The following is a 20,820-nucleotide window of genomic DNA, read 5'->3' on the forward strand; positions in this document are numbered from 1 at the left end:
TTCATCCTTTCGCCAACGGCATGGCCGCGACTTGCAGCGTCCGATAACAGGGCTTAGCTCTGGCGCGATGGCCGCCACCCCTCCCCCCGCCGCGCCGCTCACCGACGCGCATGGCCGCGCGATCCGCTATCTGCGGATTTCGGTGACGGACCGCTGCGACCTGCGCTGCCGCTATTGCATGGCGGAGGAGATGCGCTTCCTGCCACGCTCGGCGCTGCTGAGCCTGGAGGAGATCGCGATCATCGCCGAACGCTTCATCGCGCGCGGTGTGCGCAAGATTCGCCTGTCGGGCGGCGAGCCGCTGGTGCGGCGCGATGTCGTGGAACTGGCGCATCGGCTGGGGCGGCACGTCGGCACCGGGCTCGACGAGTTGACGATGACAACGAACGCCACCCGCCTCGCGGACCATGCCGAGGCGCTGTACTGCGCCGGGCTGCGGCGGCTCAATGTGAGCCTGGACAGCCGCGACCCCGAACGCTTCCGCTTCATCACCCGGGTCGGCGATGTCGAATCGGTGCTGCGCGGCATCTTCGCCGCGCGTGACGCGGGGCTCGCGATCAAGATCAACATGGTCGCGCTCAAAGGGCTGAACGAGGACGAGATCGCACCGATGCTCGCCTGGTGCGGCGCGAATGGCTTTGATCTGTCGCTGATCGAGACGATGCCTCTGGGCGCGATCGACGAGGACCGGGCGGACCGCTTCCTGCCGCTCACCCAAGTGTTCGCCGATCTCGAGCGCCGCTTCACCCTTACCGCCAGCGATCACCGCACTGGCGGCCCCGCGCGCTACTGGCGGGTCGCGCCCTGGGGCACCAGGCTCGGGCTGATTTCGCCGCTCACCAACAATTTCTGCGACGGCTGCAATCGCGTCCGGCTGACGACCGAAGGGCGGCTGTTCATGTGCCTGGGGCATGAGGATCAGGTCGATCTGAAGGCCGCCCTGCGCGACGGCGGGATCGCCGCGCTCGATGCCGCGATTGACGAAGCGCTCGCGCTCAAGCCCGCCGCGCACGCCTTCCGCATCACGCCAGGTGCCGCGCCCGCGACGCGCCGCCATATGAGCGTCACCGGCGGATGAGCCGTTTCGCGCGCCGGGCGCTGGTCGCCTCGCCCACCGCGCAGGCTCAGGCGGCGGCGGCGCAGCTGCGCGAGATCGCCGATTGGGTGCCCGAAAAGGAAGCCGAGCTGATCGTCGCGCTCGGCGGCGATGGCTTCATGCTCCAGACGCTCCACGGGCTGCTCGAACGCCCGGGCGATCCCGTGCCGGTGTTCGGGATGAACCTGGGCACTTTCGGCTTCCTGATGAACGAATGGCGCGCGACCGGGCTCGACGATCGGCTCGCGGAGACCAAGGCGTTCAACGTGTTCCCCTTGAAGATGCACGCCGAGACGATGGCGGGCGCGCGCCACGAATTGCCGGCGATCAACGAGGTGTCGCTGCTGCGCGAAACCCGCGAGACGGCGAAGATCGAGGTGACGCTCAACGACCGCGTCGTGATTCCCGAGCTGGTGTGCGACGGCATCTTGGCGGCCACCCCGGCGGGATCGACCGCTTATAATCTGTCCGCCAACGGCCCGATCCTGCCGCTTGGTTCGTCGCTGATCGCGCTCACGCCGATCAGTCCGTTCCGCCCCCGCCGCTGGCGCGGCGCGGTGCTGCCCGACAAGGCGCGTATCCGCCTGCGCGTGCTCGAACCGATGAAGCGCCCGGTGAGCGCCGTCGCCGACCAGCGCGAGGTGCGCGACGTGGCGGTGGTGGAAGTGGTGATCGACCGCGCGCGCGAATTGACGCTGTTGTTCGACCCCGAACACGCGCTCGACGATCGCATCACGATGGAGCAATTCATCGCCTGAACCGCGCCGGCGGGGCGTGCAATTAGCGTCTTGCAAAGCCGCAAGCCGCCGCTATAGAGCCGGCTTCCGCGTTCCCCGATAGCTCAGCGGTAGAGCACTCGACTGTTAATCGAGCGGCCGTTGGTTCGAATCCAACTCGGGGAGCCACTTCTCACCCGCATCGTTATGCTGCCACACGCGGCGCCTCGCTCTGCACCGCGAGGCCGGCGACGAACCCGCTGAGCGCCGCGTCGAAGCTGGGCATCAAGGCGCCGCGCGTGCTCGCCAGCGGCACGGCGGGTGGGCGCGGCGCGGCGAAGCCTAGCGTCGCCGCCGGCACCGCGTCGATCAGGCCGGTGTCCAGCCCCAGCGCTCGCGCGACCGCGCGGGCGAACTCGGCCCAGCTCATGGCGGCGCCGTTCGTCAGGTGCCACACTCCTTCAGCCGGATCGATGAGCAGATCGAGCGCGGCGTCGACCAGATGGGGCACGAAGGTCGGCGTCACCACCTGATCCTCGGCGGCGGCGAAGCGTTGGCCCGATCGCAGCGCATGGGCGGCATGAACCGCGAAATTATGCGCATCGAACGGCGAGAAGAACGCCGCGGTCCGCACGATCAGGTGCCGCCCGGCGAGCCCCGCGAGCTCCGCCTCCATCCGCGCCTTGCTCTCGCCATAGGCGTTGAGCGGCGCGGGGGCGTCGCTCTCGACATAAGCATCGCCCTTCGCACCATCGAACACCAGGTCGCTCGAGAAGTTGAGCGTCGCGATTCCGCGCGCGGCGGCAGCGCGGGCGAGCCGGGTCGGCCCGTCGCTATTGGCCTCGAAACAGCGGGCGCGCTCCTGCTCGGCGGCGTCGACACGGACATAGCCAGCGGCGTTCACCACCGCCCAGGGGCGATGCCCCTCGAGCGCGCGGACGATGCTCGCCGGGTCGCGCAGATCAAGTTGCCGGCGGTCGGTCAGCACATAGGGAATGTTGCGGGCGGCGCAGGCACGCGCGAAGGCTTGGCCGAGCGTGCCGGTCGCGCCGCAGATCAGCAGCGGCGGCACGTCGTCGGGCGTGCCGGGCGCGGCGAGCGGTCGCGGTTGACCGAGATGAACGACCCGATGCTCCAGCCGGATCGGCCGCCGCCACCAGCCGGGCGTGCGCGCGACGGGCGGGCGCGGCGCGTCGATGAGCAGGCCGCGTAGCAGATCGGCCGCCGCGGTCTCACGCACGTCGCCGCTGCTCACGTCGAACACCCCGGACTCATAGCGGCCGGGCGCGGTGAGCAATGTGTTCCAGCCACAGCTGCCGAACAGCGACCAGGCGGTGACGGCGCGCAGATCGACCCCCTCGCCGCGCAGCGCCCGTGCCGTATCCCAGCCTTCCGCGAGCCAGCGCAACTGCTCGTCGCGGGTGCAGCCATTATGCACCTCGGTGATCGCGATCGGCCGGCGGTAGCGCGCCCAGGCCTCGCGCACCGCACCCGCGATCCCCGGCGGTGGCGGATCGAGCACGCGGATCGCGGCGACATCGGCATAGCTCTGGCGCCCATTGCCGCCGTGGCTTTCGCGCGGATAGCGGTGCAGCCGCTCGTCGAGGAAACGGTCGCTCGTCAGGTAATGGTTGATGCCGATGATGTCGGGCGGGCACGGCGCGTCCGCGATCGCGCTCAGCCGGTCGGCGAAACCGAAATTGGCGAGCCGCGCCCAAAGCGGGTGCGACCGCGTGACCATGCCGCACAGCAGATCCCAGCTCGCCCAGCGGCGGAGATTGTCGAACGCCGCCTGGTCGGCGAGCGTGGGGGTAGCGAAGCTGCGCCCCAGATCATCGGTCTGGATCAGGCGCGCGTGCGGGATCACGCGCCGGATCGCCGCCATCGCCAGCCTTGTGCCGTCGATCTGATTGAGCAACGCCCGCCAGAAAGCGCGCTCATCACGGCGGTGCGGATACCAATGGCCGTAGAGGGCGGCGAACCGCGCGGTGGTTAGTGGTTCGTTGACCGGCGTCCAATCCTCGATCCACGGATAGCGCTCGGCGACGCGCGCGGCATGGCGGGCAAGGCCGGTCGCGAAGCCCTGATCGTCGAGCAGATCGGTATAGGCCGGTCCGCTACCATGGTGGACCAGGCCAGCGATCACGCGGATACCATGCGCGCGCAGGGCGTCGAGGCGCGCGTCGGGGAACGCCCAATCGGCCTGCTCGGGATGGTCCGGCGACACCTGCTCCCACAGCACCGGATAGCGCACCGCGCTCAGCCCGAGGCTGGCGATGCGATCGATATCGTCGGGGCGGTCGCGGTGGCCGCTCAGCGCCAGCTGATCGCCGAAGCGGTCGCCGACGCGGTTGAGCGTGCATTCGAGCCCGCCCCAGAGTTCAAGCGGCGGCGGCGCCATTATGATTTCTCCCAATTGTCGCAGGCATAACCGTCGGGAGGGCGCGTGGGTTGCGCGGAAGTCAGGCCGGCGCGGGCTCGGCCAGGGCGGCGGCGAGCCAATCGGGCACCAGCGCGTCGCCCAGCGCGTCGACCGCGCGGCGCTCGACCATCAGCCCCAGCTCGGGATAGCGCGCCCGCGTCCGTTCCCCGCCCTCGGCGAGCGGGGCCACGATCAGCCGGCGGTTGACCTTGGCGCGGTGGTGCATCCGCGCGGTGTTTTCCTGCCCGACATAGCAGCCCTTGGCGAAGCTCACCCCGTTCAGTTCGCGGGCGTTGCATTCGAGCCAGAGCGTCTCACCGTCGCCCAGTTCGGCCACGCCCTCGGTGACGCCCAGGCTCAATCGGTGCCCGTGCCAGCCGCTCCCGGGCACGCCCGCGCCGCCCAACCACCGTCTCCCGAGCCCTAAAAGCCGCGGATCGGCAACGCCGTGCGCGCCCGTGCGCGCCCAATGCACCTTGAATTCGGTCAGCGTGATCTCGACCGGGCGCCGCAGCCGATAGAGCCGCAACCGCTGCGCGAGCGCCTCGGCGCGCGCCGCCTCGCAATCGATCAGCACCGCTTGCGGATCGTCGGGATCGGCCCAGAGGATGAAGTCGAACAGCGCCTTGCCCTGCGGGGTCAGCAGCCCGCCCCAACGCGGCGCTTGCGGCGACAGGCTGCGCACGTCCTGCGTCACCAACCCCTGCAGGAAGGCCCGCGCCTCGGCGCCGCTCACCCGCAGCACGGCGCGGTCGGCGAGCATCGTTGGCCCAAGCATACTGGTTTCGCTCATGCCGCTTAGCTAAGGGAGGCGCGATGGAAAAAGAAGTGCTGACGCTGCGCCGCCCCGATGATTGGCACCTGCATCTGCGCGATGGCGCGATGCTCGCCGCCGTGCTGCCCTACACCGCGCGCCAGTTCGCCCGCGCGATCGTGATGCCCAATCTGGTGCCGCCCGTCACCACCGTCGCCGCCGCCGAAGCCTATCGCGCGCGCATCCTGGCGGCGCTGCCCGCAGGCGCCGACTTCACCCCGCTGATGACCTGTTACCTGACCGATGACGCCGACCCGGCCGAGATCGCGCGCGGCCATGCCGAGGGGGTGTTCACCGCGTGCAAGCTCTACCCTGCCCACGCCACCACCAATGCCGCCCACGGCGTCACCGACATTCGCCGGCTATGGCCGGTGCTGGAGGCGATGCAGGCGATCGGGATGCCGCTGCTGATCCACGGCGAGGTGACCGACCATGAGGTGGACATCTTCGATCGCGAGGCGGTGTTCATCGAGCGTACCCTGACCGGCCTGGTGCGCGATTTCCCCGAACTGAAGATCGTGTTCGAGCATATCACCACCGCCGATGCCGCCGCCTTCGTGCGCGCCGCCGGCCCCCATGTCGCGGCGACGATCACCCCGCAGCACCTTCACATCAACCGCAACGCGATGTTCGCTGGAGGGCTGCGCCCGCACGCCTATTGCCTGCCGGTCGCCAAGCGCGAGACGCACCGCCGCGCGATCGTGGCGGCGGCGACCTCGGGCGACCCCAAATTCTTCCTTGGCACCGACAGCGCCCCCCATGCCCGCGAGGCGAAGGAAGCCGCGTGCGGCTGCGCCGGCATCTTCAACGCCCCCTTCGCGCTGGAAAGCTATGCGACCCTGTTCGAGGCCGAGGGCGCGCTCGACAAATTGGAGGGGTTCGCGAGCGAATATGGCCCGCGCTTCTACGGCCTGCCGCTCAACGAGACGCGGGTGACGCTCGAACGCGCGCCCGTCGAGGTGCCCGCCGCGCTGTCAGCGGCCGACACCAGCATCGTCCCCTTCCACGCCGGCGAGACCTTGCCCTGGCGGTTCGTCCGCTGAGGCGATCGCCGGTTCCCACGCGGGAGCCTGCGACGGCGGTTGCGGCGATGGCGCGGGCGGCGCAGAATCGCGACTACGCCGTGCGAACCAAGGGGCCGACCCGCCATGCAAGAAATCGTACTGCCGAAAGAACCCGATACGATCTCCGCGCCCGGCTCCCTGGTGCGCCTGCTGCTGCGCGGCGCCAGGGGCGGGATGATCCAAAGCACGGTTCCCGTCGGCCGCACGAGCCGGCCAATCGCCCACCGAACTGTCTATGAAATCTGGTACGTGCTGGAAGGTGCCGGCGAGATTTGGCGCTCCAACGGCGCACAAGAGAAGATCACCGCGCTGACGCCCGGCACGTCGATCGATCTGGAACCCGGCACCGCCTTTCAGTTCCGCAACGTGTCGCCCGACGCCGATCTCAAATTCATCTGCGTCACCATGCCGGCCTGGCCGGGGGAGGATGAAGCGGTGCCTGCATCGCGGGGAGCGTGGGAGCCGAGCGTTTAGGGTGGTACTTTTTTTCTCAGCGCCGCTGGCGCAATAAGGCATCCGATGAATCTGCTACTCAAAAAAATCCGTTGAAGGCGTAACCGATTTGCGAGAGAAAGCGCGGTTTTAAGGACAGGTTTGGCGGTGGATTTACAAGAGCAGCCAGTAAGCAAATGACTAAGTTACCGACATAGACTGGATACGGAATTTAAACACATGAAATACCTTACAAATAACCACGCAAACTGCCAATTCGAGGGGATGGCAATTTAAGCATCTCGCTTTAAACATAAAGATAGAATTCGTTCGCTGATTCTGCTATTTATCGATATATTGATTGACATAAGAAAATAACGATCGGGTTTTCCCTTGACAGCAATAAGGATCTCAGATGTTCGATAAATTTGAGCGTATTACTATACTCGATGAGCGCAAGCGGCTTCAGTGTAATGATTGCCGTCGCGAGACGATCCACGTGCTAGAGGCTCGATGCCATGGAAGTTGGGAAACTGAACATAACGTGGAAGGTATGATTAGTGGTGCAACAATCTTTTCACTGTTTCGCTGCGGCGCCTGTGATGCGGTATGCTTTGAAAAGGACAGCTGGGACAGCCAGTGTTTCGCGCACGACGAGTACGGACAAATGTATGCAATCCACGAGTTCGCTCACTTTCCTCCGCCCTCCTCGGCTGACTTCTCTTTTGACACTTCCCATGTTTCGCGGCGCCTTAGTGAGTTAATTGATGAGATGATGTACTGCTTGGTAGGCGGCAAGCTAAATCTCGCTACCATTGGCCTGCGGCTCATCATCGAATTTATCGTGAATGACGCGCATTGCGGTGGCCGAACTCTAGAAAAAAAGATCGACAATCTTTGCATAAATAACAATATCGATGATGTTCAGAAAGAACTTCTTCATACGATCAGAAAAAAGGGTAACGCCGGCGCACACAAAGGTATAGCAATGACAAGAAATGAAATGATCGCGGGAATGACAATCGTGTCCCTACTGCTCGAGAAGCTTTACAACGGGCCTGCCCGGCAAGCGGACGCCATTGCCAAAGCCCAGAAGGCGTTCAAGGCGCAATAGCTTTTTAGAGAATGGCGCGGCTATATGCGATTAAATCGGATCGTTACCCGAAATCTGCAGTCTTTCACTCCAATCCCGCCCGCTCCGACATCCCCCGCAAAGCGGCCGCCTTGCAGCCCTTATCCTAGAACGGCAGCCACTTCGCCTTTTCGCTGAACTTCATATAGCCCACATTCACCCCCGCGCGCGCGCCGACGCCCAGGCGGATCGGGATCAGGACGATGTTGCCGCGCCGCAAATAGGTCGCCGAAAAGCCGCCGACGAAATAGAGGTGCCCCTCGCCCTCCGGGTAGCGGCGATAGATTTCCTGGCTGTCGTAAAGGTTATAGACCAGCACGAACACTTTCGAGGCATTGCCGCCCGCGTCGAAGCCGATCGACGGCCCCGTCCAGTAAACCGGCCGGTCGCCCTCCACCCGGTGCGACATCACGCCCGAGCCATAGCGCAGCCCGACGACGAACGCGCCCGATGCTTCGCGCCCGGCGATATAGGCGTTGGGCTCGCCCTGCTCCTTCAGGATTTTCTCGATCAGCCCGGCAAAGCCCTGCGCGCCGCGGCCGAACACATCCTCGCCGGCGGCGATCAGGTCCTTGCGCTTATAGGTATCGCCGGCGGCGGTCGCCCGATCGGCGACGATCCCATTGGGCGCCGGAGCGGCGGGCGTGGCCGGCGGCGCGCTGTTGATGGGCGCCGGCGCCACCGGCTCGGCGGGGACCGGATCGCCATAAGCGGGCGCCGGGCTCTGGGGTGCCCGCGCGGGCGCGGGTGCCAGATCGCGATCGATCGCCGAGTTGGGATCGACGGTGCGCATCTGCGCCGGCGCCGCGCCTGCAAGCGCCAAGCCGGCCAGTGACGCCGCGACGCGGCGGAAAGTCGAGCGTGCCACGATGGTTACCCCTTTGCCCTATGCATATGGTTACTATCGCTTGACGATGGTTAACGCCAAGTAAACGGCGACAGGGCGAGTCGCTTTCGCGCCGACCCGAGCGCGCCTTTTGCGGCAGGGTGACGCGGCGGGAGGTTGAAATGCCCCGGGGCTGTGGCTATAGCCGCCCCTCGCCGCTTGAGCCGGAGACGTGGGTGAGTGGCTGAAACCAGCGGTTTGCTAAACCGCCGTACTCCGATTAGGGGTACCGAGGGTTCGAATCCCTCCGTCTCCGCCACCGGCCATGCCACGCTAAGCCATCGGCTTCGGGCCTATTTCACCCGTACCCCGCCCTTGATCACCGCGCTGGGATGTTCGAGCAGGCGCACGTCCTTCAGCGGATCGCCCGCCACCGCGATCAGATCGCCATAGCGCCCCACCGCCACTTGCCCCACGTCGCCGCGCCCGAGGGCCTCGGCGGCGTTGAGCGTCGCCGCGCGGATCGCCTCGATCGGGGTCATCCCCCATTCGACCATCTTGGCGAATTGCAGCGCGTTCTGGCCGGCCGGGAACACCCCGCCATTATCGGTGCCGAACACCATCTTCACCCCGGCGCGGTGCGCGTCGCGGAAGGTTTCGCGCTGCTTGCGGCCGATCTGGCGTTCCTTCTCCAGGCTTTCGGGGAAGACGCCGTTCTTCGCGCCTTCGGCCAGGATGTAGTCGTCGTCGTAGATGTCCATCGAGAACCACGCGCCCTTGGCCTTGGCCAGCGCGAAGCTTTCGGGCGTGGCGAGGCTTGCATGTTCGATCGTGTCGACGCCCGCGCGCAGGCAGTCGTTGATCCCTTCCGTGCCGTGCGCGTGCGCGGCGACGCGCAGGCCGAGCATGTGCGCCTCGTCCACCACCGCCTTGATCTCGTCAAAGGTCATCTGCTGGGCGCCGGCCGCGTCGGTCTTGGAAAGGACGCCGCCGGTCGCGCAGATCTTGATCACCTCGGCGCCATATTTGCGCAAGGTGCGCACCAGCTTGCGGTACGCCTCGGGGCTGTCGGCGACGCTGGGATTGGGCAGCTCGCCGAAGCGCGGCGGCAGGGAGCCGGTGCCGTCACAATGCCCGCCGGTCGCGCCGATCGCATAGGTCGCGGGCACGATGCGCGGGCCGGCGACGTAGCCGCCCTCGATCGCCTGCTTCAGCCCGACATCGTTATAATTGTCGGACCCGACATTGCGCACCGTGGTGAACCCCGCCTCGATCATCGCGCGCGCATTGGCGACGCCCACCGCCTGCCAGAAGCTGTCGGTATATTCGAGCTGGCGATAGCCGCTGATCCGGGGGTCGCCGTCGAGATGGACGTGCATGTCGATCAGGCCGGGGAGCAGGGTCTGCCCCGGCAGGTCGATCCGCTTCGCGTCGCGGGGCAGCGCGACCTGGCCTTGCGCGCCAACCGCCGTGATCCTGCCATCGGTGATGACCACCGCCGGCCGCTCGACCAGCTTGCCGCTCGCCACGTCGACCAGCCGATCGGCGGTGACGACCACGGTTTCGGCGCTGAGTGGCGCCGACGCCACGGTGAACATCAGCGCGAGCGCGCGTGCCAAGGTCTTCATAATCCCCCCTTTTGCCACAACGGCGCGCAGCATGGCGCGGCGCTGGGCCGGGGGCAAGTCAGCGCGGGGCGGGCTGGGCGGGGGGCACCGGCGCGGTCGAGCGCAGCAATTGATCGTCGGGCATCTTCACCTTGCCGCGAATTCGGTCGATCTGCGCCTGGCGGTAGGCGAGATACAGCTCGCGCCGCGCCTTATAAGGGTTGGGATCGGCGCGGACCGCGACGTAATCGCCATCGAACTCGGCGCGGTAATCGATCGAGCGCAGCGCGTTGGCGGGGATGTTGTAGCGCAGATCGTCGAACGGAAAACCGATCGACAGTGGTAGCACCGCGGCATCCACCCCGCGCCCGAACAGATCGCGCACCGTCGTCGGCCCGATCAGCGGCAGGAACAGATACGGCCCCGGCCCTACCCCATAAATGGCGAGCGTGTTGGCGAAGCCATTGGGGCGATAGGGCAAGCGAAACGGCTTGGCGACCGCGACATCGAGAAATCCGGCCACGCCGGCGGTCGAGTTGATCAGGAACCGCCCCACCGTCTCCGCCGCCTTGCCGGGCTTGAACTGGAGCAGATAGTTCACGAACACCACCGGCTCGCCGACATTGCGCAGGAAATTACGGATGCCAGTCCGCACCGGCCGGGGCACCGCCTTTTGATAACCGAGCGCGACGGGGCCGAAAAACGCCTTGTCCACCGCCTGGGTGGCGGCGAACGATACCTGGTTCACCTGCTGCATCGGGTCGCTCTTGGGCGGCGCGGCGCTGCCTTCGACGACGATGTCCTGCTGGCCGCTCTCGGCGGCTTGCGGCGTGCCGGCGATCACTACCGGCACCGGCGGCGCGGGAACCGCCGGCGGCGGGATCAACCCGGCAGGTGCCGCGGTCGATTCGACCGCGGGGGCGGCCTGGGGAGGGAGCGCCGGCGCCGGTAGCACGGCGAAAATGGCAATTACCGGCAAACTCATTTTCGTTCCCTCAACGATCCTCGGCGCACCTGTTCCCCAATTTTCCGCAAAAATCTATCGCGAGTTGCGCAGCAATGTAGCTCGCGCGCCGGCAACACCGCCCGGCCGAGCATCAGATGTGCAGCGCGCGCCCGTAAGCGCCCAGCACGCTTTCGTGCATCATTTCCGAAAGCGTCGGATGAGCGAACACCGTTTCCATCAGCTCGGCCTCGGTCGTCTCGAGCTGGCGGGCGATCACATAGCCCTGGATCAGCTCGGTCACCTCCGCGCCGACCATGTGCGCGCCCAGCAGCGCCCCGGTCTCGGCATCGAACACTGTCTTCACGAAACCTTCGGCCTCGCCGAGCGCGATCGCCTTGCCGTTGCCGATGAAGGGGAATTTGCCCACCTTCACCTTGTGCCCGGCCTCCTTGGCCTTGGCCTCGGTCAGGCCGACGCTCGCCACTTGCGGGCGCGAATAGGTGCAGCCCGGGATGTTCCACGTCTTGAACGGATGCGGGTTGAGGCCGGCGATCGCCTCGACGCACACCACGCCTTCGTGGCTGGCCTTGTGCGCCAGCCAGGGCGCGCCGGTGATGTCGCCGATCGCGTAGATGCCGGGCACGTTGGTGCGGCCATAGCCATCGACGACGATGTGCCCCCGCGCCAATTCCACCCCCAACGCCTCGACGCCGATGCCATCGGTATTGGGAACGATGCCGATCGCGACGATCGCGTGGCTGAATTGCTCCTCGCTGACCGTGCCGTCCTTGGCCTTGATCGCCGCGCTGACGCCGCTCGCGCCGGCCTTCAGCCCCTCGATCCCCGCCTGGGTGAGGATGCGGATGCCCTGTTTGGTGAGCGCCTTTTCCATGAAGGCGCTCACTTCCTCATCCTCCACCGGCAGCAGCCGCGGCAACAGCTCGACGATCGTCACCTCGGCGCCCATGTCGCGGTAGAAGCTGGCGAACTCCACCCCGATCGCGCCCGATCCGATCACCAGCAGCTTGCTCGGCATTTCGGGCGGGGTCATCGCGTGGCGATAGGTCCAGATGCGCTTGCCGTCGGCGGGGGCGAAGGGCAGGTCGCGCGCCCGCGCGCCGGTCGCGACGATGATGTGCGGCGCCTCCAGCTCGGTCACCTTGTCGCCCTGCGTCACATTCAGCTTGCCGGGCGCGGTGATCGCGCCGGTGCCTTCGTGCACCGCGACCTTGTTCTTCTTCATCAGCGTCTTGACGCCGGCGTTGAGCTGCCCGGCCACCTTGCGGCTGCGCTCGACGATCTTCGCCAGATCGAACCCCGGCCGCTCGACGGTCAGGCCATAGGCGTCGGCATGGGTCATGTAATGATAGATTTCGCTGGTGCGCAGCAGCGCCTTGGTGGGGATGCAGCCCCAGTTGAGGCAGATGCCGCCCAGCCGCTCGCGCTCGACGATCGCGGTCTTCAGCCCCAGCTGGCTCGCCCGGATCGCCGCGACATAGCCGCCCGGACCCGAACCCAGCACGATCAGATCATATTGCTCGGCCATCGCTTACGCTCCTGTACTTTCCGGGGCGCCCTTTGCGCCGATTGCGACCAGAATGAAACGCCCGGCGGCGGCGCGCGCCACCGCCGTGCCGTGGCGGCCCCGCCCCCAGGCCTCGACTTGCACCTGATAAGAGGTTCGCCCCTGCCCGGCGATCATCGCATAGCAACTGAGTTCATCGCCCACCTCGAGCGGGGCCGTGAAGCTGAACCCCTCCGCCGCCACCACCGGCGCTCGCGCCCCCGCCTCGCGCGAAACGAGCGCGCCGGCCGCGAGCGCCATCTGCCCCATCAGCCAGCCGACAAAGGCGGTGCCATAGGGATTGGCGTCGGCGGGCATCACCGTCGCGCGGATCATCAGTTCGCCGGCAGGTTCAGCCATGGCCCCGATCACGCCGATGCGCGCGGGCGAGCGGCCGCACGCCCAGAATGATGATCGCGATCACCGCCAGCGCCGCGATCGTCCAGATGTCGGCGCGGGCGAGCGGCACCGCCCAGGCGGCGCCATAGGCCATCAGCACGGCCAGGCCGATGCCGAGCGCGATGTGGAACAGCTCGATCGCGACGAAGCGGCCCATGATGGCCCCGTCAGGCGATCATGCCGAGCGGTGCCTCGACCAGCGCCTTGAACGCCTGCATCAGCTCGGCGCCGTCGGCCCCGTCGATCGCGCGGTGATCGAAGCTGCCGGTCGCCGACATGACGGTCGCGATGCCGAGCGCGTCGTCGATCACATAGGGCCGCTTCTCGCCGGCGCCGATCGCCATGATCATGCCCTGGGGCGGGTTGATGACCGCTTCGAACTGCTTGATGCCGAACATGCCCATGTTGCTGAGCGAGGCGGTGCCGCCCTGATATTCCTCGGGCTTCAATTTTTGATCACGCGCGCGGGCGGCCAAGTCCTTCATCTCGGTCGAGATCGCCGAGACGGCCTTGGTATCGGCGCTGGTGATCACCGGCGTGATGAGCCCGGAGGGCGCCGACACCGCGACCGAAATGTCCGCGCGCTTGAACGTGATGAGCTGATCGGGCGTGAACATCACGTTGCACTTGGGCACGCGCACCAGCGACACCGCGAGCGCCTTGATCAGCAGATCGTTGACCGACAGCTTCACGCCGGTCGCGCCGAGCGCGGCGTTGAGATCGGCGCGCAATTTCAGCAGCGCGTCGAGGCGGATGTCCACCGTCAGGTAGATGTGCGGCACCTGCTGCTTCGATTCGGTCAGGCGGCGCGCGATCGTCTTGCGCACGTTGGAAAGCTTGGTCGCCTCGTGCGGGATGTCGGGGATGACGGCGGGCTTGGCAGGGGCGGGCGCGGCGGTGGGCGCCGGCGCGGCCGCCACTGCGGTGGGCTGAGCGGCGGGGGCGACGGCGGTCGGTTGCGCGGCGGACGCGCCCGGGGTCGCGCCCTCGACATCGGCCTTCACGATCCGGCCATTGGGGCCAGAGCCGCTGAGCTGGGCGAGATCGACGCCCTTCTGCGCCGCGATCCGGCGCGCGAGCGGGCTCGCCTTGATCCGATCGCCCTCATGCGACGCGGGCGCCACCGGGGCGGGCGCGGGCGCCGGGGCAGACGGCGGCGTGGGAGCAACTTCGGCCTTGGGGGTCGGCGCGGGCGCCGGGGTTTCCTCGGGCGCCTTCGCGGCGGGGGCGCCTTCGCCTTCGATCAGCGCGATCACCGTGCCGACCTTCACATTGTCGGCCCCTTCCGCGACCAGGATCTTCGCGACCACGCCCTCGTCGACCGCCTCGAACTCCATCGTCGCCTTGTCGGTCTCGATCTCGGCGAGCAGATCGCCGGACTTCACGCTATCGCCTTCCTTCACCAACCACTTGGCGAGCGTGCCTTCCTCCATCGTCGGCGAGAGGGCGGGCATCTTCAGTTCGATGGGCATGAACGCGTCCTTCGGTCCTGGGGAGCCCTTCCCTTCGCCAAACGCGCCAGCGCGTCAAGCCGGCACCTTGCGCCAGGGCGCGGCGCGGGCCACCTTTCCCGGGCCGCAAACAGGGGCCTGCAATGCGAACTTATCTGGTGGTGATCGACGACACGCCCGAAGCCAGCGTCGCGCTCCGCTTCGCCGCCCACCGCGCGGTGAAAACCGGGGGCGGCGCGGAGATCGTGGCACTGCTCCCCGCCGCCGATCTGATGCCGTGGGGCGGCGTACAGGCGACGATCGAGGAGGAAGCGCGCGTTCATGCCGAGGGGCTGGTGCAAGCCGCCGCCGGCACGCTGATCGCCGAATCGGGGCTGAAGCCGCACATCGCCGTCGCCCGGGGCGACGCGCGCAAGGTGATCCGCGATCAGGTCGCCGCCAATCCGAACATCGCCGCCCTGGTGCTCGCCGCCGCCGCGAGCGGGACGCCGGGACCGCTGATCGCCTATTTCGCGGGCAGCGAAGCGGGGACGCTCAGCGTGCCGATCATGATCGTGCCGGGCGGACTGACGCCGGAGGAGATTGATCGGTTGAGTTGAGGGGGCGGCCGCACCGCCAATCGTGACTTGCGCCCGTCGCCTCCGCGCGGCAGCTTGGCCGCCATGCGCCTCATCCTCGCCCTCGCCGCCCCTGCCCTGATCGCCGCCGCACCCGCGCCCGATCCCGCCCGCCTCAAGGCCGATGTCACCGCGATGGTCGGCTTCGGCACGCGGCACACGCTCTCCACCACCAGCGATCCCAAGCGCGGCATCGGCGCCGCGCGGAACTGGGCGCAGGCGCGGTTCGAGACGATCGGCAAGGCGTGCGGTGGCTGCATCAGGGTCGAACGCATCGCCCGCCGGTTCGAGGGACCGCGCGCGCCGAACGGGGTGATCGTCGAGAATGTGCTCGGCATCCAGCCGGGGCGCGATCCGAACCGCGTCGTGATCATCGGCGCGCATATCGACAGCCGCGCGAGCGACGTGATGAACGCGACCGGCGACGCGCCGGGCGCGAACGACAATGCCTCGGGCGTCGCCCTGGTGCTGGAGGCGGCGCGGCTTCTCGCTGGCGAGAAATTCGACGCGACGATCGTCTATGCCGTCTTTTCCGGCGAGGAGCAGGGGCTGTGGGGCGGGCAACTCCTCGCCGAAACCGCCAAGGAGCGGGGCTGGCGGGTGAGCGCGGTGCTCAACAACGATATCGTCGGCAACACGATCGGCCAGGGCGGGGTGACGGTCGCCGACCGGGTGCGGGTATTTTCGGAAGGCATTCGCGTGTCGGAAGACTTGCCGCAGCAGCGCGCGCGGCGCGGCAATGGCGGCGAGGATGACGGCCCCAGCCGTGCGCTCGCCAAGCTGATCGACGGCGAAGCGGCACGACTGAAGGGTGGGCTCGACGTATTCGTCGATCGCCGGCCCGATCGGTTCGGGCGCGGCGGCGATCACGAGCCGTTCCTGCGACTGGGCTATCCGGCGGTGCGTTTCTCGGTCGGCGCCGAGAATTGGGACGCGCAGCACCAGGACCCGCGCACCGAGGGCGGGCGGGTGTATGGCGACACGATCGACCGGATGGACTTCGCGTACCTGGCGAAGGTCACCGCGATCAACGTGGCGGCCGCGCGCCGCATCGCCGCCGCCCCAGCGTCGCCGGAAGGCGTCACCATCGATGGGGCGCTGAGTTTCGACACCAAGGTCAACTGGCAAGCGGTGCCCGGCGCGACGGGCTATCGCATCCGCTGGCGGCGGACCGACCGGCTCGATTGGAGCGATTTCAAGGACGTGGCCGCGCCGGGCGCGGTGCTGAAAAATGTGTCGATCGACGATTATCTTTTCGCGGTTTCGTCGCTGTCGGCAAGCGGAGCAGAGAGCGTGCCGGTGCTCGCCGGGCCGGCGGGACGGTAGGGTTTCGTTCGGGACGAGAAGCCGTGAGAACGGCTGAGCCCACCTTCAGAGGCGGGGGTTGGGGAAGAGGGCTGTGGGGCGATACGGCGCTCTGAGCAGAAAGGCCCTCACCCAACCCTCTCCCGTGAACGGGAGAGGGCTAGGACGTCGCAGCGCCTCCGCGCGAAGCCTCAGAAGAACAGCTTGCGCACCACCAGCCGCACCGTCCGTCCGGTGGGGTCGAGATAGCCCCCCTGGAAAGCGATCGGGGTCGCGCCGCTGGGGTCGGTCACCAGCTGGCGGCTGTTGAACACATTGTCGAGCGCCACGCTCACCCGCATCCCGCGCACCCAGGGCTGGCGCTTCACCAGCTCCAGCCGCTGGCCGAGATCGGCGAACAGCCGCAGATTAACCGTGGCGAGCGCGCCGAACCGCAGCGATTGCCCGCCGCCGACGCCGCCGTTCACCCGCGTCGCGCTTTGCCAATTCGCCGAAAGCCGCGCGCCGAGCCCGTTGTTGTTATAGCCCGCCTGCGCCTCGACCTCGTGGCGCGGCTGGCCGCCGCCGGTGGAGACCGTGTCGCCGTTGAGGAGATCAAGGCGCGGCCCCTGCCCGGCCACCTGCACCGTCTCGGCGAGGCGGATGGTGTGGTAGAGCGCAAATTGCAGGCGCCCGCCGGCCTGGCCGCGCCCGCCAAAGCCGCCCCCGCCGCCAAAGCCACCGCCCCGGAAGCCACCGCCGCCAGAGCCGCCTTGTCCCGGTGGCGGGCCGCCGGCTTGCCCCGGTGCGGGCGGCTGGCCCTGACCACCGCCGGGCTGGCCCTGCCCCGGCGGCTGCCCCTGGCCCCCGCCGAACCGGGGCGCGCCGCCCGGTCCGCCCGCGCCGGGTCCACCGGGACCGAAGGCGGAACCGCCGAAGATGCTCCCTGGCGGACGCAGTCCCTGGAACGGGTTCGGCCCCTTGCCGGCGCGAAACGCCTCGATCTGCTTCTGGATCTTCGATTTGATCGGCACCGAGAAGTTGAAGCCATAGCGGAACTGCCGGCTTTCGGTCTCCGCGAAGTTCACCGGCCGCGTGTCGACGCGCAGCAGCGTGCCTTGTGGGTCACGCGTGAAGCGATCGGGGAAGGCCGCCTGGATCGCCGCGGTGACGCTCGGGAAATTGGCGGTCGCGCCGCGCACGCGCGTGTCGGTGTAGCTGGCGAAGATCGTCAGATCCTTGCCCTTCCACGGTTCGACCGTCAGCCCCAGCCGCTGGGTGCGGCGGTTGCTCGCCACCAGCCCCGGATTGCCGCCGGTGACGAGCGTCACGGTCGCGTTCTCGCCGCGCACATAATCGAAGATGCGCACATTGGGGGTGGTGATCACCGGATTGCCGAGCTGCTGGACGCTCGGCGCCTGATCCTGCTCGGTCACCTGGCCGATCAGCCGCACCGGTTCGATCGGCGACCAATTGAAGCCATAGCCGACCGTGCGCAGGGTGCCGAAGTCGGACAGGCCATCATAGCCGAGGTTCACATTGGCCGAGAGGTTGCCGACCGCGTCGAGGAAGTGCTGGCGGCGGCTGGTGATCGGCAGTTCGAAGCTGAAATTGCCGTTGGCGATCGATCGCCCGAGCGCCGCCGTCTGCGTGGCGCCGAAGCGCCGCGAATCACTGTCGATATTGAGGCTCTGCCCGCCCGCGCGGAAGGTGGCGGCGACGTTGCCCGCCGGCAGGCGGAACAGCGTGCCGTTCGCCAGCAGGTCCACCCCGCCCGTCGTCACGCTCGAAAACGCCTGATTGACCGGCAGCGCGGCGACATCGGCGGCGGTGAGCGGACCGTATGGATTGGCGCGCGGATCGAGCGCCGTAAGCCGCGCCTGGAACGCGGCGGTGTCCAGCCCGGCATCGGTCAGCGTCGTGGTATCGGTGCGATCGAAGGTGCCGGTGAAGGTCCATTGCCAGCGCCCGACCCGGCCGTTGAGCGTGGTGCCCAGATGGCCGGTGATGCCATCAGTCCCTTGCCGCAGCGGCAGGAACCCCGCGGGGGAGCGGGTGAGCGTGACCGGCTGGCCGAACGGTGAATAAGGCCCGCCCGCAGGCAGGTTGAAATTGACGGTCGGCAGGCCGAACAGGCCGCGACTGTCATTGGCCTGGAGCTGGGTGTTGATCGTCGCGCCCACGTCGCCGAAAATCGTCGTCGCATAGACGCTGTTGATCTGAAGCTGGCGGCTGGCGGGCACCAAGGTGCGGAACGGGCGCGGATCGGTGACGCTCGGCTGGTTGGCGCCCGCGACGAAATCGGCGAGCGGGGGCGCGCTGGTCGCCGCCGACCCCGGCACCGCCGCCACCGTGACCGGTTGCCCGGCGAGCGCCGACAGCCGCGCGTCGATCACCCCGCCGCCGGCGCTGATATTGCCACCCGCCGAAGCAAGCCCGGGGGTGAAGGCGACGCCGCGCTCGGCCTCGGTCAGGGCCGAGGTTTCGCTATATTCCAGATGCACGGTGAAGCGGCCGGTGCGCGTGATCTTGAGCAGATCGAGCTCGCCCGAAGGTGTCGCGGTGCCGCCATCGGTCGCGACGCGGCTGTCGAGCTCGGTCGTCACCGCGCGGAAACGCGGGCGCAGGACGAAGTTGATCACCCGTTGATCGGGGCGAAATCCGTAGTTTAGCGCCACTTCCTCGGGCAGAATGTCCACCCGCAGGATCGCCTCCGCCGGCAGATCGCGTATCTCCTGGAAGCCCGAGATACGCCGGCCGTTGAGCAGCACCACCGGCGGCCCGCTCGACACGCCCGAGCGCAATTGCGGCCCCAGCTCGGTCAGCAGATCATTGACCGAGCTGACGCCGTAGGAACGAATATCGGCGGGCGACAGCGATTGATCGGGCGGAATGTCGCCGATCGCCGAGCCCGGCGGCTTGCGCCCGGCGGTGACGACGACATCCTCGTCATCCCCCGCGTCCGCGGCGGGGGCCGGCTGGCGCGGGCGCGCGGGCGCCGGGGCTTGTTGCGCGGTCGCCTGTGCGGCAAGCGCGAGTGCCAACCATGCCGAAACGCTCATGCCCAACCTTTCAAAAGTCGCCGCCGGTTAATCATGGCTTGTCGCAAAACTATGTCCGCCGGGTGCCGGCCGTGAACGTTGCCGTACCTTGTTCTGCAACGGAAAAATTGTCGCAACATTGTCGCAGCCGCACATTAGGGGGCGCATCCCCCGCCTTTTCCGTTAAGGAACCCGCCGTGCTGAGTCCGATCCTCCCGGCCCGGCGGACCGTGCCGGGCATCGCCCTGATGGTTCCCCTGATCCTCCTCGCCGGCTGCGGCGGGGGGCAAGCGAACGACGCGCGCAAGGCCAAACGCACGCCCACGGTCGGCTATGTGGTGGTGAAACCGACCAATGTCGCGGATACGACCGAACTGACCGGCCGCGTCACCGCTTATCAGACGAGCGAAGTCCGCCCACAGGTTTCGGGGCTGATCCGCCGCCGCCTGTTCGCCGAGGGCAGCCTGGTGCGCCAGGGGCAGACGCTCTACGAAATCGACCCCAGCCTGTTCGTCGCCGCGGTGAACCAGGCGCGTGCCAATGTGCAGGCGGCCCAAGCCCAGGCCGAGGCGGCACGGGTGCAGGCCGAACGCTTCAAGCCGCTCGCCGAAATCCAGGCGGTGAGCGCGCAGGATTATACCAACGCGGTCGCCAGCGCCCGCCAAAGCGCGGCGCAGGTGGCGCAGGCGCGCGCGGCGTTGCAGACCGCGCAGGTGAACTTGCGCTTCACCCGCGTGCCGGCGCCGATCAGCGGGCGGATCGGGCGATCCCTGTTCACCCAGGGCGCGCTCGTCACCGCGAACCAGGCCAATCCGCTCGCTTTGATCCAGCGGCTCGATCCGATCTTCGTCGACATCCAGCAATCGAGCGGCGAGCTGCTCGCGCTGCGCCGTGCGCTGTCGAGCGGGGGCGTGCTGCCGGCCAAGGCGCGGGTGACGCTGAAGCTGGAGGACGGCACCGATTATGGCGAAACCGGCGAGGTCGAGTTCACCGAGGTAACCGTCGATCCCGCGACCGGCACCGTCACGCTGCGCGCACGGTTCAACAATCCGCGCGGCATCCTGCTGCCTGGCATGTTCGTGCGGGCGCAGTTCGCGCAGGGGCTAACGACCGGCGCGTTCCTGGTGCCGCAACAGGGCGTGAGCCGCGACGCCAAGGGCAATGCGAGCGTGCTGCTGCTCGGCCCCGGCAACAAGCCGGTCGCGCGCACGGTGGTCGCGCCGCGCACCCACGGCACCGATTGGGTCGTGACGCAAGGGTTGAAGGCGGGCGACCGGGTAATCACCGAAGGGCTGCTCGCCGCCAAGCCCGGCATGGCGGTGAAGGCGGTGCCCGCCGGCAGCCCGCAACGGATCAAGGCGCCCGCCAAGGGCCAGGGCACGCCCGGCGGCGGCGGGCGGGGCTGAGCG

The 20,820-nt window shown here is 67.9% G+C and carries 18 protein-coding genes and 2 tRNA genes; 10 read left to right on the forward strand and 10 right to left on the reverse strand.

Annotated features, from left to right (window positions below):
* Window positions 1-67 precede the first annotated feature (67 nt).
* The 3 genes from moaA (at window position 68) to K2X73_RS06970 (ending at window position 2,001) form a co-directional block, all read left to right on the forward strand.
* The gene (gene moaA, locus K2X73_RS06960) at window positions 68-1,078 is read left to right on the forward strand and encodes a GTP 3',8-cyclase MoaA (protein WP_294109443.1); all 1,011 of its coding nucleotides are present in this window, start codon (window positions 68-70) and stop codon (window positions 1,076-1,078) included.
* On the forward strand, window positions 1,075-1,854 hold the full coding sequence (locus K2X73_RS06965) for an NAD kinase (protein ID WP_294109444.1): 780 nt from the start codon (window positions 1,075-1,077) through the stop codon (window positions 1,852-1,854). The genes moaA and K2X73_RS06965 overlap by 4 nt, the downstream gene beginning before the upstream one ends.
* A gap of 72 nt (window positions 1,855-1,926) precedes the next feature.
* Window positions 1,927-2,001 (forward strand) — tRNA-Asn (locus tag K2X73_RS06970).
* Between the two features lie 16 nt (window positions 2,002-2,017).
* Here K2X73_RS06970 and K2X73_RS06975 read toward each other — a convergent pair.
* Together K2X73_RS06975 and K2X73_RS06980 are read right to left on the reverse strand one after the other, a co-directional pair.
* Window positions 2,018-4,213, reverse strand: a complete 2,196-nt coding sequence (locus K2X73_RS06975; RefSeq protein ID WP_294109445.1) for a family 1 glycosylhydrolase — start codon at window positions 4,211-4,213, stop codon at window positions 2,018-2,020.
* A gap of 61 nt (window positions 4,214-4,274) precedes the next feature.
* Complete coding sequence (locus K2X73_RS06980) at window positions 4,275-5,027, reverse strand: folate-binding protein (RefSeq protein ID WP_294109446.1); 753 nt, start codon at window positions 5,025-5,027, stop codon at window positions 4,275-4,277.
* A 23-nt stretch (window positions 5,028-5,050) separates the two neighbouring features.
* Here K2X73_RS06980 and pyrC point away from each other — a divergent pair, with 23 nt between their 5' ends.
* The 3 genes from pyrC (at window position 5,051) to K2X73_RS06995 (ending at window position 7,658) form a co-directional block, all read left to right on the forward strand.
* Window positions 5,051-6,091, forward strand: coding sequence for a dihydroorotase (gene pyrC, locus K2X73_RS06985; protein ID WP_294109448.1), 1,041 nt, complete (start codon window positions 5,051-5,053; stop codon window positions 6,089-6,091).
* A gap of 105 nt (window positions 6,092-6,196) precedes the next feature.
* Window positions 6,197-6,586, forward strand: a complete 390-nt coding sequence (locus K2X73_RS06990; protein ID WP_294109449.1) for a cupin domain-containing protein — start codon at window positions 6,197-6,199, stop codon at window positions 6,584-6,586.
* Between the two features lie 373 nt (window positions 6,587-6,959).
* Complete coding sequence (locus K2X73_RS06995; RefSeq protein WP_294109450.1) at window positions 6,960-7,658, forward strand: DUF4145 domain-containing protein; 699 nt, start codon at window positions 6,960-6,962, stop codon at window positions 7,656-7,658.
* Between the two features lie 124 nt (window positions 7,659-7,782).
* Here K2X73_RS06995 and K2X73_RS07000 read toward each other — a convergent pair whose 3' ends face one another.
* A complete protein-coding gene (locus K2X73_RS07000) occupies window positions 7,783-8,544 on the reverse strand; it encodes a DUF1134 domain-containing protein (protein WP_294109451.1) in 762 nt (253 codons plus the stop codon).
* A 184-nt stretch (window positions 8,545-8,728) separates the two neighbouring features.
* On the opposite strand from K2X73_RS07000, the gene K2X73_RS07005 reads away from it, so the two are divergent.
* Window positions 8,729-8,821 (forward strand) — tRNA-Ser (locus K2X73_RS07005).
* Between the two features lie 34 nt (window positions 8,822-8,855).
* On the opposite strand, the gene K2X73_RS07010 is transcribed toward K2X73_RS07005, so the two are convergent.
* The 6 genes from K2X73_RS07010 to K2X73_RS07035 form a co-directional block, all read right to left on the reverse strand.
* Window positions 8,856-10,130, reverse strand: coding sequence for an amidohydrolase family protein (locus K2X73_RS07010; protein ID WP_294109452.1), 1,275 nt, complete (start codon window positions 10,128-10,130; stop codon window positions 8,856-8,858).
* A gap of 58 nt (window positions 10,131-10,188) precedes the next feature.
* Window positions 10,189-11,094, reverse strand: a complete 906-nt coding sequence (locus tag K2X73_RS07015) for a VacJ family lipoprotein (protein WP_294109454.1) — start codon at window positions 11,092-11,094, stop codon at window positions 10,189-10,191.
* A gap of 112 nt (window positions 11,095-11,206) precedes the next feature.
* The gene (gene lpdA, locus K2X73_RS07020; RefSeq protein ID WP_294109455.1) at window positions 11,207-12,601 is read right to left on the reverse strand and encodes a dihydrolipoyl dehydrogenase; all 1,395 of its coding nucleotides are present in this window, start codon (window positions 12,599-12,601) and stop codon (window positions 11,207-11,209) included.
* A 3-nt stretch (window positions 12,602-12,604) separates the two neighbouring features.
* Complete coding sequence (locus K2X73_RS07025; protein ID WP_294109456.1) at window positions 12,605-12,979, reverse strand: hotdog domain-containing protein; 375 nt, start codon at window positions 12,977-12,979, stop codon at window positions 12,605-12,607.
* The gene (locus K2X73_RS07030) at window positions 12,972-13,175 is read right to left on the reverse strand and encodes a hypothetical protein (RefSeq protein ID WP_294109457.1); all 204 of its coding nucleotides are present in this window, start codon (window positions 13,173-13,175) and stop codon (window positions 12,972-12,974) included. The genes K2X73_RS07025 and K2X73_RS07030 overlap by 8 nt, the downstream gene beginning before the upstream one ends.
* Before the next feature lie 10 nt (window positions 13,176-13,185).
* Window positions 13,186-14,490, reverse strand: coding sequence for a pyruvate dehydrogenase complex dihydrolipoamide acetyltransferase (locus K2X73_RS07035; protein ID WP_294109458.1), 1,305 nt, complete (start codon window positions 14,488-14,490; stop codon window positions 13,186-13,188).
* A gap of 122 nt (window positions 14,491-14,612) precedes the next feature.
* On the opposite strand from K2X73_RS07035, the gene K2X73_RS07040 reads away from it, so the two are divergent.
* Window positions 14,613-15,068 (forward strand): universal stress protein, encoded by a 456-nt coding sequence (locus K2X73_RS07040; protein ID WP_294109459.1) that lies wholly within the window; start codon window positions 14,613-14,615, stop codon window positions 15,066-15,068.
* A gap of 63 nt (window positions 15,069-15,131) precedes the next feature.
* Entirely contained in the window at window positions 15,132-16,412 is a 1,281-nt protein-coding gene (locus tag K2X73_RS07045) for a M20/M25/M40 family metallo-hydrolase (RefSeq protein ID WP_294109460.1), read from the forward strand.
* A gap of 170 nt (window positions 16,413-16,582) precedes the next feature.
* Here the strand turns inward: K2X73_RS07045 and K2X73_RS07050 are convergent, their stop codons facing one another.
* A complete protein-coding gene (locus K2X73_RS07050; RefSeq protein WP_294109461.1) occupies window positions 16,583-19,432 on the reverse strand; it encodes a TonB-dependent receptor in 2,850 nt (949 codons plus the stop codon).
* A 227-nt stretch (window positions 19,433-19,659) separates the two neighbouring features.
* Between K2X73_RS07050 and K2X73_RS07055 the strand changes: the two genes are divergently transcribed.
* Window positions 19,660-20,817 carry an efflux RND transporter periplasmic adaptor subunit gene (locus tag K2X73_RS07055; protein WP_294109479.1) on the forward strand — a complete coding sequence of 386 codons (1,158 nt, stop codon included), beginning with the start codon at window positions 19,660-19,662 and terminating at the stop codon, window positions 20,815-20,817.
* Window positions 20,818-20,820 lie beyond the last annotated feature (3 nt).

The sequence above is a fragment of the Sphingomonas sp. genome (assembly GCF_019746665.1).
Classification (GTDB): domain Bacteria; phylum Pseudomonadota; class Alphaproteobacteria; order Sphingomonadales; family Sphingomonadaceae; genus Sphingomonas.